The sequence below is a fragment of the Prescottella equi genome (genome assembly GCF_020171745.1).
GTDB classification, from domain to species: Bacteria; Actinomycetota; Actinomycetes; order Mycobacteriales; family Mycobacteriaceae; genus Prescottella; species Prescottella equi_A.
This window is the reverse complement of the sequence record NZ_JAIVAH010000012.1, coordinates 234443-248835: the sequence shown is the minus strand read 5'-3', so window position 1 is coordinate 248835 and position 14393 is coordinate 234443. Positions and strand designations below refer to the sequence as shown.

General features: G+C 68.8%; 13 protein-coding genes and 1 pseudogene. 4 read left to right on the top strand and 10 right to left on the bottom strand.

Going from position 1 to position 14393, the window contains the following annotated elements:
- Positions 1 to 8 precede the first annotated feature (8 nt).
- The 4 genes from LCL87_RS09955 to hemL are packed head-to-tail and all read right to left on the bottom strand — an operon-like array spanning position 9 to position 3521.
- Positions 9 to 836: a cytochrome c biogenesis CcdA family protein gene (locus LCL87_RS09955; RefSeq protein WP_225019152.1), complete on the bottom strand. Its 828-nt coding sequence runs from the start codon at positions 834 to 836 to the stop codon at positions 9 to 11.
- Positions 833 to 1447, bottom strand: coding sequence for a TlpA disulfide reductase family protein (locus LCL87_RS09950; protein WP_225019150.1), 615 nt, complete (start codon positions 1445 to 1447; stop codon positions 833 to 835). The genes LCL87_RS09955 and LCL87_RS09950 overlap by 4 nt, the downstream gene beginning before the upstream one ends.
- On the bottom strand, positions 1444 to 2127 hold the full coding sequence (locus tag LCL87_RS09945; RefSeq protein ID WP_225019148.1) for a histidine phosphatase family protein: 684 nt from the start codon (positions 2125 to 2127) through the stop codon (positions 1444 to 1446). The genes LCL87_RS09950 and LCL87_RS09945 overlap by 4 nt, the downstream gene beginning before the upstream one ends.
- A gap of 59 nt (positions 2128 to 2186) precedes the next feature.
- Complete coding sequence (hemL, locus tag LCL87_RS09940; RefSeq protein ID WP_225019146.1) at positions 2187 to 3521, bottom strand: glutamate-1-semialdehyde 2,1-aminomutase; 1335 nt, start codon at positions 3519 to 3521, stop codon at positions 2187 to 2189.
- A gap of 148 nt (positions 3522 to 3669) precedes the next feature.
- Here hemL and LCL87_RS09935 point away from each other — a divergent pair, with 148 nt between their 5' ends.
- Positions 3670 to 5592 (top strand): acyl-CoA dehydrogenase family protein, encoded by a 1923-nt coding sequence (locus tag LCL87_RS09935; protein WP_225019144.1) that lies wholly within the window; start codon positions 3670 to 3672, stop codon positions 5590 to 5592.
- Here the strand turns inward: LCL87_RS09935 and LCL87_RS09930 are convergent.
- Positions 5586 to 6392 (bottom strand): putative protein N(5)-glutamine methyltransferase, encoded by an 807-nt coding sequence (locus LCL87_RS09930; RefSeq protein WP_225019141.1) that lies wholly within the window; start codon positions 6390 to 6392, stop codon positions 5586 to 5588. The two genes, LCL87_RS09935 and LCL87_RS09930, sit on opposite strands and share 7 nt — an antisense overlap.
- Before the next feature lie 79 nt (positions 6393 to 6471).
- Between LCL87_RS09930 and LCL87_RS09925 the strand changes: the two genes are divergently transcribed.
- Positions 6472 to 6993 (top strand): SRPBCC family protein, encoded by a 522-nt coding sequence (locus LCL87_RS09925; protein WP_225019139.1) that lies wholly within the window; start codon positions 6472 to 6474, stop codon positions 6991 to 6993.
- Between the two features lie 118 nt (positions 6994 to 7111).
- On the opposite strand, the gene aspS is transcribed toward LCL87_RS09925, so the two are convergent.
- Positions 7112 to 8410 carry an aspartate--tRNA(Asn) ligase gene (gene aspS / locus LCL87_RS09920; RefSeq protein WP_510850733.1) on the bottom strand — a complete coding sequence of 433 codons (1299 nt, stop codon included), beginning with the start codon at positions 8408 to 8410 and terminating at the stop codon, positions 7112 to 7114.
- Positions 8411 to 8667: 257 nt separating this feature from the next.
- On the opposite strand from aspS, the pseudogene LCL87_RS09915 reads away from it, so the two are divergent.
- A pseudogene (locus LCL87_RS09915) lies at positions 8668 to 10000 on the top strand (HNH endonuclease signature motif containing protein).
- A gap of 126 nt (positions 10001 to 10126) precedes the next feature.
- On the opposite strand, the gene LCL87_RS09910 reads toward LCL87_RS09915, so the two are convergent.
- On the bottom strand, positions 10127 to 10522 hold the full coding sequence (locus LCL87_RS09910) for a nitroreductase family deazaflavin-dependent oxidoreductase (protein ID WP_225019137.1): 396 nt from the start codon (positions 10520 to 10522) through the stop codon (positions 10127 to 10129).
- A 119-nt stretch (positions 10523 to 10641) separates the two neighbouring features.
- On the opposite strand from LCL87_RS09910, the gene LCL87_RS09905 reads away from it, so the two are divergent.
- The gene (locus LCL87_RS09905; RefSeq protein ID WP_225019134.1) at positions 10642 to 11622 is read left to right on the top strand and encodes a hypothetical protein; all 981 of its coding nucleotides are present in this window, start codon (positions 10642 to 10644) and stop codon (positions 11620 to 11622) included.
- 23 nt (positions 11623 to 11645) lie between these two features.
- Here LCL87_RS09905 and LCL87_RS09900 read toward each other — a convergent pair whose 3' ends face one another.
- The 3 genes from LCL87_RS09900 to LCL87_RS09890 form a co-directional block, all read right to left on the bottom strand.
- The gene (locus LCL87_RS09900; RefSeq protein WP_225019132.1) at positions 11646 to 12557 is read right to left on the bottom strand and encodes a cyclase family protein; all 912 of its coding nucleotides are present in this window, start codon (positions 12555 to 12557) and stop codon (positions 11646 to 11648) included.
- 9 nt (positions 12558 to 12566) lie between these two features.
- On the bottom strand, positions 12567 to 13733 hold the full coding sequence (locus LCL87_RS09895; protein WP_510850732.1) for a PQQ-dependent sugar dehydrogenase: 1167 nt from the start codon (positions 13731 to 13733) through the stop codon (positions 12567 to 12569).
- A gap of 131 nt (positions 13734 to 13864) precedes the next feature.
- Positions 13865 to 14335 carry a hypothetical protein gene (locus tag LCL87_RS09890; protein ID WP_225019130.1) on the bottom strand — a complete coding sequence of 157 codons (471 nt, stop codon included), beginning with the start codon at positions 14333 to 14335 and terminating at the stop codon, positions 13865 to 13867.
- Positions 14336 to 14393: the final 58 nt, after the last annotated feature.

The following is a 14393-nucleotide window of genomic DNA, read 5'->3' as shown; positions in this document are numbered from 1 at the left end:
TCGAACCGTCATATCGGCAGGGTCACCTCCGAGATAAATGCGTCACGGACCCAGCCGACGAACTGGTCCCACGCGCCGGTGACCAGCGCGATGCCGACAGCCACCAACATGATTCCACCGATGATCTGAATGGTTCGGGTGTTGCGGCGCAGCCAGCCGACGCCGCGCAGGGCGCGCGCCGAACCGAGCGCGACGATCACGAACGGGAGCCCGAGACCGAGGCAGTACGCAACGATCAGCGCCACGCCACGGGCCGCGGTCGCCCCCTCGGTACCGGACGCGACCGAGATGACGCCCGCGAGCGTCGGCCCCAGGCACGGCGTCCAGCCGAGCGCGAACACCGCACCGAGCAGCGGGGCACCCGCCAGGCTCGAGATGCGGCGCGGAGCCATCCGCGTGTCCTTCTGCAACGCCGGGACGAGACCGATGAACACCAGGCCCATCACGATGGTCACGACGCCGCCGACGCGCTGGAGCACGTCGCGGTTGAGGGCGAGTGCCTCGATGGCCCCGAAGACCGAGACCGTGGCCAGCACGAACACGACCGTGAAGCCCGCGACGAACAGCCCCGCAGCGCCCGCGACCCGCAGGCGCCCGTCGCGCAGCGTCGTCGTGCGCGTGGTGGCCTCGGACGCGGTGACCGCGGGGGCGTCGGCTCCGACGACACCCGCCAGGTACGACAGGTAGCCGGGGACGAGCGGCACGACGCACGGCGACGCGAACGACACGAGACCCGCGAGCAGGCACGCGCCGAGCGCGAGCAGGAGCGGTCCGCTCGCGGCCGCCGACTGGAAGCTGTCGCCGACACTCGCGAGGAGGACGGTGTCGGCCGTCATCCCTGGTCCTGCGGTTCCTGTGCGATCCGTTCCACGACCGGCTGGAGATCCTCGACCAGCAGTTCCTTGAGGAACACCGCCGCCACCCGGTGCTGACGATCGAGCACGATCGTCGTCGGGATGACGCTGGTCGGGTAGTTCTTACCGAGGGTGAGCAGCGTGCGCATCTCGGGGTCGTAGATGGACGGGTAGCCCACCTTGTTGTTGACGACGAAGTCCTGCGCCTTGTCCTTGGTGTGGTCGCGGACGTTGATCCCGAGGAACTGGACGCCCATGTCCTTGGTGTTCTCGTAGACCTTCTCGAGGTCGTCGGCCTCACCGCGGCACGGTCCGCACCACTGGCCCCACACGTTGAGCACGACGACCTGGCCCTCGTAGTCGGTGAGCGACGTCGTCTTGCCGTCGGTCATCAGGTCCTCGCCGGACACCTTGCCGACCGCCCCGCGATCGGACGGCGGATCGTAGAACAGTTCGGTCTTGCCGCCGGGCGAGACGAAGACGAACGTGCCACCCTGCGCGACGGCGTCGTCACCGGTCGCGCAGCCCGCGACGGTGGCCGCGACAACCAGCGAACACGCCGCGGCCGCCAGGCGGAGGGACGGGAACTTCATGCGCCGGTCACCCTCGGGTCCGACGATCCGGCCGGCTCGGAGTAGACGATGTCGACGAGGGTGTCGCCCTCGTAGACCAGGGACGTGAGCGACGCGAGGCCGCACTGACGATTGCGGGGGTCGTGCCACAGGCGCTCGCCCTGCAGGAAGCGGCGCAGCGTCCACACCGGCAGCTGGTGGCTCACGCACACGGCCTCGTGGCCGACCGCGGCGACGCGCGCGGCGTTCACCGCGGCGAGCATGCGGTGCGCGATCTGCAGGTACGGCTCACCCCACGACGGCGTGAACGGGTCGCGCAGCTTCCACCAGTGCCGGGGCCGGCGCAGCGCACCGTCCCCGACGGCCACCTTGAGGCCCTCGAAGTCGTTGGCCGCCTCGATGAGGTTGGCGTCGGTCGCGATCTGCAGGCCGTGCTTCTCGGCGATCGGACCGGCCGTCTCCTGCGCGCGCTGCAGCGGAGACGCGACGACGTGCGTGATGTCGTGGTCGGCGAGCGCCGCCGCGACGGCGCGGGCCTGCGACTCACCGTTCTCCGACAGCCGGAAGTTCGGGAGGCGTCCGTAGAGGATGCCGCTCGGGTTGTGCACCTCGCCGTGCCGGAGCACGTGAACGATGGTCCGCGTATCGGAGTTGTCGGAGTGCGGGTGGTCGGCAGCGCTCGCGTTGTCGGCGACGGTCACGGTGGTGGTCCCTGCGTTTCGGTCGGTCGGCCGGATGGTCTCCGGTCGGTCCTGTCTGGTCAGTTCTGGGCTGCGGCGGCGGCCTTGGCCGCGTGCGGTGCGGCGTCGGCGATCTTCGAGAAGGCGTCGTCGTCGAGCGCCGATGAGACGAACCATGCCTCGAACGCGCTCGGCGGCGCGTAGATGCCGCGCGAGAGCAGGGCATGGAAGAAGTCCGGGAAGCGCCACGTGTCGGCGGCCTTGGCCTCGGCGTAGTTGGTGACGGGGTTCTCGGTGAAGAAGACGCTGACCAGCGTGCCGGCGTACTGGACGCGGTGCGGGACGCCCTCGGCGGTGAGTGCGTCGCCCAGCAGCGTGCCCAGGGTCTGCGCGTTGCGCTCGAGCGCCGCGTAGACGGCGTCGTCGGCGGCGCGCAGGTTCGCCAGGCCCGCCGCGACGGCGACGGGGTTACCCGACAGCGTGCCGGCCTGGTAGACGGGGCCGGCCGGAGCCAGCTTGGCCATGACGTCGGCGCGACCACCGAACGCGGCGGCGGGCAGGCCACCGCTCATGACCTTGCCGAACGTGTAGAGGTCACCGGCGACGCCGTCGCGGCCGAACCAACCGGAGCGGCTGACGCGGAAGCCGGTCATGACCTCGTCCATGATCAGCAGCGCACCGTGCTCGGTGGTGAGCGCGCGCAGGCCCTCGTTGAAGCCGGGCAGCGGAGCGACCGCGCCCATGTTGCCGGCGGCCGCCTCGGTAATCACGCACGCGATCTCGCCGGGGTTCGCGGCGAACGCGGCGCGGACGGCCTCGAGATCGTTGTAGGGCACGACGATGGTGTCCTCGGCCTGCGCGCCGGTTACGCCGGGCGAGGTCGGCAGACCGAACGTGGCCAGGCCCGAACCGGCGTCGGCGAGCAGCGCGTCGACGTGGCCGTGGTAGCAGCCGGAGAACTTGACGATCTTGGAACGGCCGGTGAAGCCGCGGGCCAGGCGCACCGCGCTCATGGTGGCCTCGGTGCCGGAGTTCACCAGGCGGACCTGCTCGACGGGCGCGACGCGGGAGACGATCTCCTCCGCGAGCGCGATCTCACCCTCGGTGGGGGCGCCGAACGACAGTCCGGTGGTCGCGGCCTTCTGCACCGCCTCGACGACGGCGGGGTGCGCGTGCCCGAGGATCATCGGACCCCACGAGCACACCAGGTCGACGTAGTCGTTGCCGTCGACATCGGTGAGGGTGTAACCGGACGCCTTCTCGATGAACCGGGGCGCGCCACCGACCGAACCGAACGCGCGGACCGGGGAGTTGACGCCTCCGGGGATCACCTTGGACGCCCGGTCGAAGAGTTGGGCGGAACGGGCGTCACGAAGATCGGGTCCCAGGCCGGACCCGCTGGAGGCAGCAGTCACGGTTTCCAGTGTCCCAGTTCTGTCGAATTTGCCAACGACAGGGTGTAGGAGGTGGCCGGAATCACACCGCCTCGGCGTGTCCGTTCGTGCTGGTCGGGTGGTCTGCCGTTGCCCAGCGGGACCCGTCCGACCGCATTACCGTCGGTTCATGGCGACCACGGCTGACCATCTGCGGACCACTCTCGACGGCCGATGGGCGGAGGTGCGCGCGAAGGCCCGGATCGATCTCTCCACGGACGAGTTCCGGCCGCACCACACGCCCGACATCGCGGCGGCCCGGGCCAAGACCCTCGAGCAGATGCGGGTCCTCGCGGCCGGCGGCTTCGTCGACCGCGGCTTCGGGGTCGAGATCGGCAGCGGCGCCGACCCCGGCGCGGCGGTGACCGCGATCGAGATGCTGGCGATGTCGGATCTGTCGCTCATGGTGAAGGCCGGCGTGCAGTGGGGCCTGTTCGGCGGCGCGATCGAGAACCTCGGCACCGCGGACCATCACGCCGAGTTCCTGCGCCCGATGATCGACCTCGATCTGCTGGGCTGCTTCGCGATGACCGAGACCGGGCACGGCAGCGACGTGCAGAGCCTCGAGACCACCGCCACCTACGACCCGGCCACCGACGAGTTCGTCGTGCACTCCCCCACCGCATCGTCGCGCAAGGACTACATCGGCGGCGCCGCCGAGCACGCCCGGGTTGCGGCGGTGTTCGCGCAGCTGATCGTCGGCGACGAAGGGCACGGCGTACACTGCCTTCTGGTGCCGATCCGGGACGCCGACGGCAACGACCTGCCCGGCGTCACGACGTCGGACTGCGGCCTCAAGGGCGGCCTGCCCGGCGTCGACAACGGCCGCATCGTGTTCGACCAGGTCCGGGTGCCGCGCACGAATCTGCTGAACCGGTACGGGTCGGTGGACGCCGACGGCGTGTACTCGTCGCCGATCGAGAACAAGAACCGCCGCTTCTTCACGATGCTCGGCACGCTGGTGCGCGGCCGGGTGACGGTGGGCGGATCCGCGGCTGCCGCGGCCCGGGTGGCGCTCACGATCGCGACGCGCTATGCGTTGCAGCGCAAGCAGTTCAGCGCACCGAGCGGCGACGAGACGACGCCGGATCCCGAGGTGCCGATCATGGACTACCTGGTGCACCAGCAGCGTCTGCTGCCGCACATCGCCCGCGCCTACGCACTGGGCTTCGCGCAGAACGAACTGGTCGCGAAGATGCACGACGTCCAGACCGCCGACGAGGTCGATCCAACGGAGCAGCGCGAACTCGAATCGCGCGCCGCCGGACTCAAGGCCGCGAACACGTGGCACGCGACGCGCGCGATCCAGGAGTGCCGGGAGGCGTGCGGCGGCGCCGGTTATCTCGCCGAGAACCGTCTGACGGCACTCAAGGCCGACACCGACGTGTTCACCACGTTCGAGGGCGACAACACCGTGCTCACCCAGTTGGTCGCGAAGGAGTTGCTCACCAAGTACTCCGACGAGGTGCGCGGGATGAGCCCGGTCGAATGGATGGCGTTCGCCGCCAACGCGTTCGGTGATGCGGTCCGTTCGCGCACGGCGGCGCAGCAGATCATCCAGACCATCCTCGATACCCGCCAGGACAACGAGGAGGACGGCAGCCTCTTCAACCGCGGCACCCAGTTGACGATGTTGGAGGACCGCGAGGAGTACCTGCTGTCGACCGCGGCCCGGCGCCTGCAGGCCGCACGCAAGCGTGAGGACGATCCGTTCGAGGCCTTCAACTTCGTGCAGGACCACGTGCTGCACGCGGCCCGCGCGCATATCGACCGGGTGGTGCTCGAGGCCTTCATCGCGGGCATCGGCGAGTGCGACGACGAGGCCGCGCGCGACCTGCTGAACGAGCTGTGCGACCTGTTCGCGCTCACCGTGATCGACGAGGACAAGGCGTGGTTCATGGAGCACCGCCTGCTCTCGGTGGAACGGGCCAAGGCGGTGCGCCGCGGCATCAACGAACGCTGCCGGACACTGCGCCCGCACGCGGCGACCCTCGTCGACGGCCTGGGCGTGCCGGACGCCCTCGCGGGGGCGGCGATGCTCGACGGTCAGTAGTCGACCGGCCGGGTTCCCACGATCGCGGTGGCATCGAGCTCGTCGGAGTGGACGATTCGCGCGAGTAATCCTGCGCGCGTGAAGATGTCGGCCGCGGTGGCGGCCTGGTGAGTGCTGGTCTCGACCAGCAGGTGGCCGCCCGGACGGAGCCATCGCGGCGCTGCGGCGGCTACGGCCCGCTGGACGTCCAGGCCGTCGGATCCGCCGTCGAGCGCCGTGCGCGGCTCGTGATCACGTGCCTCGGGCGGCATCAGCGCGATCGCGCCGCTGGGCACGTACGGGACGTTGGCGACCACGACGTCGACACGTCCCCGCAGCGTCCCGGGCAGGGCGTCGAACAGGTCGCCCGCGTACACGCGCCCGCCTATCGGTTCCACGTTGCGCCGCGCGCACCTGACGGCGACGGGATCGACGTCGGCGGAATGGAGTTCCAGACCCTCGACGGTCCCCGCCAGGGCGGTTCCGATCGCGCCCGATCCACAACACAGATCGACGACGACGTCGCCCGGCCGTACCAGCGCCGCGGCGCGGTGGACGAGCAGTTCGCTGCGGCGACGTGGCACGAACACTCCGGCGTCGACGTCAATTCGCACACCGGCGAACTCGACCCACCCGAGGACGTGTTCGAGGGGCACGCCGGAAGTGCGGCGTTCGACCATTCGGGCCAGTTCACCGGCCTGCGTTGCCGTGTCGACGAGCAGGCGCGCCTCGTCCTCGGCGAACACGCATCCGGCCGCGCGCAGCGTCGCAACGATGGTCGCCGGCGCGAGATGCGGAATGTCCGGTTCAGGAGCTCGCACGAAACGCCTTTCGAGATATCGAAGAGGCTCGTCCGGCGAGACTACCGCGGACCGGAGCGCTACTCCCTACGATTGTTCTATGCCGAAGTGGTTCGAACTGTCTGCCGGTGACGAGACACTCCTGGAGACTGCGCCGTTCGTCCGGCGATTCTCCGTCGACCTCTCGGTTCCCGCGGAATCTGCGTGGGCCGGACTGACCTGCGACAACACGCTCGCATGGTGCGGGTCCATCAGCGGCACCCGATACCTCACGCCGCGCCCCTTCGAGGTGGGCACGCGGCGTGAACTGTCGATGCGCCCGTCTGCCCTGAAGGCCACCGAGGAGTACTTCCGCTGGGAGGAGACCCCACCAGTCCGGTACCGGAACACCTTCTACGTCAGCCGGTTCACCGCCCCCGGTCTGCGACGGTTCGTCGAGGACGTCCTCGTCGAACAGTGCGCTTCGGGTTCGCGACTCACCTGGACGTTCGCTATCGAACCGGGCCCCGTGCTGCGGATGCCGTTGCGACTCGCTGCGGGGGCGGTCACCGCCGGGCTGCACCGCGTCGTGACAGAGACCGCGGAGCATCTCGAACGCGCGTCGGCTAGGGACGCCTCCTAGCCGGCGGTGGGACCCTGCCAGAAGGCCTGACGTACGAGACGTCTGTTCTGCGTCAAGGATCTGCCAGGTTTTGAGCCTGAGGCGGTGCGGGCGAGTCTCGCCCGCACCGCCGGTTCCGTCAGGGCTGGATGCGATGGATGTCCCGGGGGAACAGGGTGGCGTACCGGATGTTGTCGGCTTCGAGTAGTCGTGAGACAAGTCGCTCGAGGCCGATGGCGAAGCCGCCGTGTGGCGGCATTCCGTGCGCCATTGCTTCCAGGTAGGAGGAGTAGTTCGCCGAATCCTCGCCGCTGCGGGCGAGTGCTGTGACGTAATCGGAATGGTTGTGCAGACGCTGTCCGCCCGTGACGAGTTCGAGTCCGCGGAAGAGGAGGTCGAACGAGTTGGTCCAACGCGCGTCATCGGGTTGCGGGTGTGTGTAGAAAGGCCGCTTCGCGGACGGGTAGCCCTCCACTGCAAGAAAATCCGAGCCGAACTCCTTCTTGGCCCACTTCCCCAGAGCACGCTCGTGCTCCGGCGCCAGGTCGGGTTCGCCCGGGTGGGCTCCGACAAGTTCGAGCGCCTCGGTGAAGTGCAGGACCGGCATCTTCTCGGGGACCACCGGTAGGTCGACGCTCAGAGCATCCACCTGCTCGCCGGCGCTGTCACCGATGTGGCCGATGACGGCAGCGAGGGTGTCCCGTAGCAGCGAGAGGACGTCGCGGTGGTCGCCGATGAAGCCGAACTCGACGTCGAGGGAGACGTACTCCGCCAGGTGCCGGGCTGTGTCGTGTGGCTCCGCCCGAAAGACCGGTCCGATCTCGTAGACACGCTCGAACACCCCGACAAGCATCTGCTTGTAGAGCTGGGGTGACTGCGCCAGGTAGGCGGCCGAACCGAAGTAGTCGACCGTGAAGACGTTGGCCCCGGACTCCGAGGACTGGTCGACAATCTTGGGGGTCGTAACTTCGGTGAAGCCTTCCCCGTCGAGGTGCTTGCGGAATCCGGCCATGGCGGCCGCTGCGATCTTCCACACGGCCTGACGGGCGGGGTGGCGCCAGGTCAGTGCTGCGTGGTCGAGCATGGTCGGCAGCGTGGCGCTGAGCTTCGGCCGCCAAAGCTCGACTGGTTGCGGCTGCGACGGCTCACTCAATGCGGTGATGGTCGGGTCGACGATCTCGACGCCGCCGGGCGCTTTTTCGTTCGCTGCAAGTGTGCCGGTCACACGGACCACGGTTTCCTCCGGCAGGTTCGCGACTTCGCCACGGACTGCAGGGTCGGTCACGACGACCTGTGCGAAACCGGAACGGTCTCGGACGACGACGAACGTCACGTTTGCGAGCTGTCTGCGGCGGTGGACCCAGCCTTCGACAGTGACGGGTTCACCGGGCATCGATGTGGATGTCGTGGACAGTGCTGAACTGAGGATGCGTGGCACGATGCTCACCTCCTGGTTGTTGTCCCCGGGAGGTGTGGGCGATCGGGTCCGTCGCGGTGCCACCACACCTTCGCAGCGAAGAACGCTGCCTCTGATGGTCCCTTTTACTCGGTGACCAGCCGATACCGGCTCAGGGCTCGTCACACCCGTCATGGCCGACAACGAGCACTCTATCGCCGAAACAGTGCCAGGTGGAATGACCCACGACACCCCAGACAGCCATTGACTAGAACATATGTTCGAACTACAATCGAGTCATGAATCCGGGGGGACTCAATAATTCGCTCGTCGCAGTCGCCGCGCCGCGACCTGAAGACGTGCACACGCTGCCCGAAGTCTTGCTGCTGCAGACCACCCTGGACATCTGCCATGCGCTCGAACAACTCGAAGCACTACGTGCTGCTGCCATCGCCGAAATCGACGAGCGCGCCGTTTCGTTCGACACCCTCGGATTCCGCAGCGTCAAGCAGTGGCTGGCCGCCAACACCCTTCTGGAAGTGTCGACCGCGGGACGGATCCTCGCGTTGGGGCGCATGCTCGGCCGGCAGCCCGAGGTCGCCGACGCGTTCAACTCCGGTGCGGTGTCGGCGGAGCATGCCGCGTTGATTGGGAAGTTCTGCGAGACACCGCCCCGCGGCATGCCGAACGAGGCACTCGATTCGTGCCGGAAAGTGCTGCTGGACAGCGCCACCGGACCCACAGCCACCACCACGACGGTCCGCACCTGCATCTCCCGTCTCGAGCGGATCTTCGAATCCGACGAACTCCCACCCAGTGAAGACAGCGAACGCAACGAGTTCCACGCCTCGAAGACGTTGAACGGGCGGGTCGCGGTCAAGGGGGATCTCGACGCCGTCACCGGTGAAATGCTCCTGACCGCGCTGTCCGCGTTGACCAAGCCCCGCAACCCGATGGACGACCCCGCCGGCGCCCGCACCCCGGCACGGCAGCGAGCCGATGCGTTCGCCGAGATACTGCGCCGCTACCTCGACTCCGGCGACGCACCCATCGAAGGCGGCGAACGACCGCACCTGTCCCTACATGTGAACGCCAGCGATCTCGCATGCAGCGACGCCGACCACGAGTGGGCGGGATCAGACGGCGATCCGGACCTGTTCGGCGACAGGGACGTTGCGCGTATGCCACACATGGGACCACTCTCCATCGCGACCGCCCGACGGCTCGCCTGCGACTGCCACCTCACCCCCATCGTCATGAGTGACGGCGTCCCGATCGACCTGGGGCGCACCAACAGGACCGTGTCGAAGAAGCAGCGGCGCGCGTTGGTTGCCCGCGACCACGGCTGTGCCTTCCCCGGCTGCGGTGCACCTCCCGCCCACTGCGAAGGCCACCACGTGATGCACTGGGCCGACGGCGGACCCACAGACCTCGACAACCTCGTGCTCCTCTGCGGCTATCACCACAGGCTGCTCCATCACTCGCACTGGGAAGTGATCGTCGGCGCCGACAGACATCCTCCCCCAAGCACTTCGTGCAGGGGGTGCCCCCAGGTTCACACCGCCATCGACGGTGGATCCGTACAAGAAACCCATCCCTGCCCACAACCGCGCAGGCCCACGAGCCGCATGATTCTGCAGCCGGCACCCGAACCGGGTGCCGGCCACCGCGGGATGGCACGCGGGCCGCGGCGTTCCCGGCGGCGATCTGCGGGTCATGCGGCGACCGGGGCCGAGCCCCGAGTCCCGCGCCCCGCGGCTAGCCGGTCGTGAGCGCGAAGACCGGGTGGTCCACGGGTTCCGGCAGCTTCTCCCAGTACCCCTCCACCGTCCTGCCCGCCTTGGCCCGGTAGGCCGCGATGATGGGATCCCGATCCGCGACAGGGACCTCGGCGGCGTTGTAGTGCACGGTGTGGCCGCGGCGGCTCACGTCCACCTCGGGGCTGGCGCGCAGGTTCCGGACCCACTCCGATTCGCCACGCGTGGAGACCAGGTAGCGCACCCCGTCGACGTCGACGGGGACGACGGGCACCGAGCGCGGTTCGTGACTGCGCCGGCCGGTGACGGTGATCTTCTCGGTGCCGCTGATGCCGGTCGCGAGGGCGATACGGTTGAACACCTCGCGGACCAGCAGCGGCGGTTTCAGGTATGCCATGACCGCAGTATGAGCGCCATCCGCCGGTATGTCACCGACGCGGCGGCGCGGATCGATCACGGTACCGGCACCACCCCGCGCGGTAGCTTGGGACGAACCGGACGATTCGAGGGGGAACGATGACGGCGTGGGTCGAGGTACTGGTGACGATGGCCGACGGACCGAGCCTGCCGACGAGGGGTGTAATCCGGAAGACGCCGGACGCACCCGAGCGAATCAACTTCGCGTTTGCCGCGGACCGTGAACCGGTCGTCGTCGGGGTCGGCGGCGGCGATATCCGCGTCTGGCGCGACCGATCCAGGATGCGGATCGAAACCCCCGACGGGCGGCCGGTGTTCATCACCGACGGCGTCAGCGCGTGGCAGTTCGGACCGACCGACGAGCCACCGATCCGCAGCGACGCCCGCCACGTCCGCTACCTCGGCACCGGGAGCGAACTGCTGTCCAACCGGCCCGCACACGACTGGCTCGGCGACGACTACACCCGACCGGCCGGGCCGATCGAGGACGTCACGTTCCTCGGAAGAGACTGCTGGGCAGTGGACCTGGCGCCCGGACCGCGTAAGGCAGGTCTCCTGCGGATCATCGTCGATCGCGAGAGCGGCGCTGTGCTCGAGCAGCGAAACGACACCGCCGAGGTGGAAGTCGCCTACACCGAGATCACGGTCGGGGAACCCGTCGGCCGTGAACTGTTCACCTGGACCGGGCCGTCTCGCGACTTCGACGAAGAGCATCGCGCACGCACAGAACTGGCCCGAGCCGACGACGCGAACAGGCTCGAGTGGTTCCACACCAACGTCGCCGACAGTCTGCCCGTCGTCCGGATACCGCTCCCGCTGCGGGTCGAGAGCATTCACACCCTCAACAAGGGAACCGGTGCATTCCAGGCGTCCATCGCCGCCGGGTTCGTCAATGGCATGCTCGCACGCCGTCCCCGATCCGATCAGCGGTGGAACCTCCGCTGGCACGGAGACATTCAGCGCTGGTCGACCGACGAGTTCGACTGGGCCACAGTTCTGTACCAGAGCGAATTCGACGCCGATACCCTCGCGGCACTGCAGGCCGCACTGCATCCCGGCGAAACCGCGATCACCGACTGAGTGACTCGACGTGCCGGTGTGGGTCAGTCCACGAACGCCAACACCCGGCACGGCCCACCCGACCCGCCGCGATGCTTGGGCGCCCCGACCACGACGGTGGCACCCACCGGCGGCAACGCCGACAGGTTCGCGAGCGATTCGATGCCGTACTTACCCGCGCCGAGGGCCGCGACGTGCGCGCCGTACGTGCGACTGCGCGCGGCGTCCAGGCTCAGTGTGTCCACCCCGATCGCCACGATGTCGCGCTCCTCGACGAGGAACGTGACCGCGTCGGGGTCGAATCCCGGGGAGTGTGGAGTCCCCGTCAGGTCCAACCCCACGTACTTACTCGGGTTCGCGACGTGCGCGTCCCACCCGGAGTTCATCGCGACCACCGACCGCGCGGGTAGTCGCCCGTGCGCACGTTCCCAAGCCTCGAGATCGGCAACCGTGAGCACAGCGTCCGCATCGGCGCGGGCCCTGTCCGAGATGTCCACGACGACGATGGGTGCGACGAAGTCCTCGATCGGCAACTCCTCGACCGTGCAGCCGTCGGCGATCTTGTGGGCCGGCGCGTCGACGTGAGTCCCGACGTGCTCGCAGTACGAGACGCGATTGACGAGGAACTCGCCGTGCGCCGGTCCGGAGGATCCACCCAGTGATCCTGTGATCGACCCGAGTGGACTCGGGTCGATCACGACGACGGGCTCCATCGCAAACGCCTCGCTGCCCGGCCACACCGGGAAATCGGCGGTGAGCGTGTGGGTGAGATCGACGATCGAGCGGGCCTGGATCGAGATCGCCGGGGCCGCGGGAGTGGCGGCAGCAACCCTGGGAGCGAGCACCCCGCCGAGTGCCGCCAGGCCGGCGGCACCGAGCAGCCCTCGTCGGGTCATCCTCGGCCCGGTCTCACCGATCGTGCGGTGGACATGCGTCATCACCTCGGGTGCACACACGACTTGCTCCTACGATGCCGCGGGGGCGACGCGGAGCACCTTGTCACCCGATCCGTTGTCGGTGGTGACCAGCAGGCTGCCGTCGGGCATCCGGGTGGCCGAGCGCAGGCGTCCCTGATCGGTGAGCACCGACTCCGTCTCGGTCACGGCGGTACCGTCGTCGGACAGTTTCAGCAGCAACATCTTGCGCCCCTGCTGGGCGGTGACCGCGAGCGCGCCGTCCCACTCACCCCACGCGGGCCCGGAGACGAACGTGCCACCCGGGGTCGCGATGGTCGGCGCACCCGAACTCCACACCGCCGCAACCGCACCGGGGACACGATCCGGGTCGGTCATCGGAACGCTCTCGTCATAGACGAGCGGGGCACGATCAGGGCGGTACCCGTAGTTGTTGCCGGCCGCGAGCAGGTTCACCTCGTCGTCCCGGCGAGTGCCCTGCTCGATGCCGTAGAGCCGACCGCTGCCCGGCTGCAACGCCAGGCCCTGCACGTTGCGGTGCCCGAGCGTGAAGACCGGGCTGTTCGGGAACGGGTTACCCGCCGCGGGCGAACCGTCCCGGTTGACGTGCAACACCTTGCCGCCCAGCGAGTTCCGGTCCTGAGGAACCTTCGGGCTCGCCGTGTCACCCGTCCCGACATAGAGGGTGCCGTCCGGGTGCGCGAGGATCCGGCAACCGCCGTGGCGCCCGCCTTGGCCGGTGGGGATCCCGGTGAGGACGTCACCGGTGCGGGTCAACGTCGTCCAGTCGGGGTCCACCGTCCACGAGACGACGCGGATGTCGTTGCCGTCGGCCGCGCTACCGAGCGAACCGGTCCCGAGTGATCCTGTTCCGAGCGAGCCGAGCGAACCGTTGCCCGATCCGCGGTGCCCCTGGCACGTGTAGACCGTGCGACTGGTCTCGAAATCCGAGGCGAGCGCGATGCCCATGAGCCCGGTCTCGCCCTCGGCGTACAGATCCGACAGGTCCGCGGTCACCTCGCCGACACCGCCGCCGGGACGCTTGACGACGAAACGGCCGGCGCGTTCACCGGTGAGGATCGCGCCGTCGGGGGCGACCACGACATCCCACGGCTTCGCGAGGCCGTCGATCACCGTGGTGACCTGAAGGGGCGGCGCGGGCGCGACGGGTTCCGCGCACGCCGTCGGCGCCGTCCCGATTCCGATGATCGCTGCCACTACGGCAGCCCCTCCTCCGAGCGTCGACCGGCGCACGAACGACCCCTCCCCTGTCAGCTTGTGATGTGCCGCTCACCCTACGCGGACCCACCGACGAGTTGTGCCGAAGCCGACAGACGAGCCGTGGCCGGTCAGGAACAGGCGGCCACCGCCATGTCGAGGATTCGCGACGCCTGCTCGTCGGACGGCACCGTCGTGCCGTTGGCGGCGAGGCCCTGGACGGCCACCTTCAATTCGTCGTCGCTCGCGCCCTTTTCACGCAGCGCGCACGTGTCCTCGGTGATGGCCTCGATCGAATCGTCGTCGCGGTCGGTCGCCAGATCCGAGTACGAGGCGCGGAAGGCCGCGACGAACGCGGCCTGCTTGGCGCTGTCCACGGCGTCGCCGGCCGCGGCTGCCACGCTGGACGCAGCACTCGACGCCGAGGACGCCATCTCGGAAGCCTTGTCTCCGAGGTCGTCTGACGCCGACGAAGCCGTCGTCGTGGCGGACGCCGTGACCGACGCATCGGTCGAGTCGTTGTCGTCACTGCTGCACGCCGTCGCGAAAGCGACTGTGGCAGCGGCGATCATGATTGCGGAGGCGATCCTGTTCCTGTTCATGACTACGAGTCTTGCACCGCTCGGGAAGTTCCGCCGGGCAACTGTTCCACACCACCTG